Genomic DNA, 2,223 nt, shown 5'->3' on the forward strand with positions numbered 1-2,223 from the left:
AGCGGCGCGGGACGGGGTGCCTGCCGGAGGGCGGCGCGGACGAGCGCAGCGGCGGAATCGGCGTCGGGGTGCTCGTCCCCCGTCCCGGCGGCGGGGATACCGGCGTCCTCGCCCACCGCCCCGGCGCCGGACATCCCGGCCTCCGCCTCGTACTCCTCGTTCACGCTTCCCTCCGCAGGGAGACGAGCGAGGCGAGGTCGCGGTCGGTGAGTTCGGTGAAGGCGGGTTCGCCGCCGGTGCCGAGGACGGCGTCGGCGAGGGCCTGTTTGCCGGCGACGAGGTCGGCGATGCGGTCCTCGACGGTGCCCTCGGCGAGGAGCCGGTGGACCTGGACGTGCCGGGTCTGGCCGATGCGGTGGGCGCGGTCCGTGGCCTGGTCCTCGACGGCCGGGTTCCACCAGCGGTCGTAGTGCACGACGTGCCCGGCGCGGGTGAGGTTGAGGCCCGTCCCCGCGGCCTTGAGGGAGAGGACGAGGACGGGCAGGGCACCGCTCTGGAAGCGGTCCACGAGCTGGTCGCGCGCGTCGACGGGTGTGCCGCCGTGGAGGAGCCCGGCGGGGACCGCCTGCGCGGCGAGGTGCGCGGTGAGGAGCCGCGCCATCCGCACGTACTGCGTGAAGACGAGGACGGAGCCGTCCTCGGCGAGGATCGTGCCGAGGAGTTCGTCGAGCGCGTCGAGTTTCCCCGAACGGCCGGGCAGGCGCGCGCTGTCGGGGTGTTCCTTGAGGTACTGCGCCGGGTGGTTGCAGATCTGCTTGAGCGAGGTGATCAGGCGCAGGACGAGGCCGCGCCTGCTCATGCCCTCGGCGGCCTCGATCGCGGCGAGGGACTCGCGGACGACGGCCTCGTAGAGCCCGGCCTGCTCGGCGCCGAGCGCGACGGGGTGGTCCGTGACGGTCTTCGGGGGCAGCTCGGGGAGGATGCCAGGGTCCGTCTTGCGGCGGCGCAGCAGGAAGGGCTTGAGGAGGCGGGCGAGGCGCTCGGCGGCCTCCGGGTTCTCCAGGAGCTCGCCGTTCTCGACGGCGCGGGCGTGGCGGGCGCGGAAGGCGGTGAGCGGGCCGAGCAGACCGGGGGTGGTCCAGTCGAGGAGGGCCCACAGCTCGGAGAGGTTGTTCTCGACGGGGGTCCCGGTGACGGCGACGCGGGCGCGCGCGGGGACGGTGCGCAGGGCGCGCGCGGTCGCCGAGTGCGGGTTCTTGACCTGCTGGGCCTCGTCGGCGATGACGAGGCCGAAGTCCTGTGCGGCGAGCCGGGGCGCGGAGGAGCGGAGCGTCCCGTACGTCGTGAGGAGGAAGCCGCCGGGCGGCGGGACGGGGTCGCGGCCCGCGCCGTGGAAGCGGCGCACGGGGGTGCCCGGGGCGAAGCGGTTGATCTCGCGTTCCCAGTTGCCGAGGAGGGACGCCGGGCACACCACGAGGGTCGCCGCCCTGGGGTTCTCGCGGGCGCGGGTGAGGTGGAGCGCGATGACCGTGACGGTCTTGCCGAGGCCCATGTCGTCGGCGAGGACGCCGCCGAGGCCGAGCGAGGTCATGAGGTCGAGCCAGCCGAGGCCCTGCTTCTGGTAGTCGCGGAGCGTGGCGTGCAGTCCGGGCGGCTCGGGGGCGGCTTCGACGCCTTTGAGGAGCCGGTCGCGGAGGGCCGCGAGGGCGCCGGTGGGGACGGCCTCGACGGTCTCGCCGTCGATCTCGGCCGTTCCGCTCAGGGCGAGGGAGAGCGCGTCGAGCGGGTCGAGGAGACCGAGCTGGCGCTTGCGGGCGCGGCGGGCCAGCTCGGGGTCGATGCGCACCCACTGGTCGCGCAGGCGCACGACGGCGCGGTGCGACTCCGCGATGCGGTCCATCTCCTCGTCGGTCAGTTCCTCGTCGCCGAGCGCGAGCCGCCACTCGAAGCGGAGCAGCCCGTCGCCGTCGAGCAGTCCGGTGCCGTTGGCGGCCGAGCCCGGCGCGGAGTGCACGACGGCCTGGGCGGTGAGGTCGCGGGTCAGCTCGCGCGGCCAGTGCACGGCGACGCCCGCCGCGTCGAGCCGGGTCGCGGCGCGGCCGAGGAGGTCCTCGGTCTCGCTCTCGTCGAGGGCCAGGACGCCGGGCACGTCCAGCTCGGCGAGGCGGGCGAGCGGGGCCCATACGTGCGCGGCGCGGCGCAGCGCGAGAGCGGCCTCGACCTGCGCGGCGGGGCCGAAGGCGGGGTCCGCCTCGCCGCGCCACAGGGTGCTCGCGTCGGTCA

Annotated in this window: 1 protein-coding gene; it reads right to left on the bottom strand. The window is 75.6% G+C overall.

What is annotated here, in order from left to right; all coding sequences use genetic code 11:
• Positions 1–160 precede the first annotated feature (160 nt).
• A partial coding sequence (locus G3I42_RS34535) for a DEAD/DEAH box helicase (RefSeq protein ID WP_164291604.1) occupies positions 161–2,223 on the bottom strand: 2,063 nt, incomplete at its 5' end.

The organism is Streptomyces sp. SID11385, assembly GCF_010548245.1.
GTDB lineage: Bacteria > Actinomycetota > Actinomycetes > Streptomycetales > Streptomycetaceae > Streptomyces.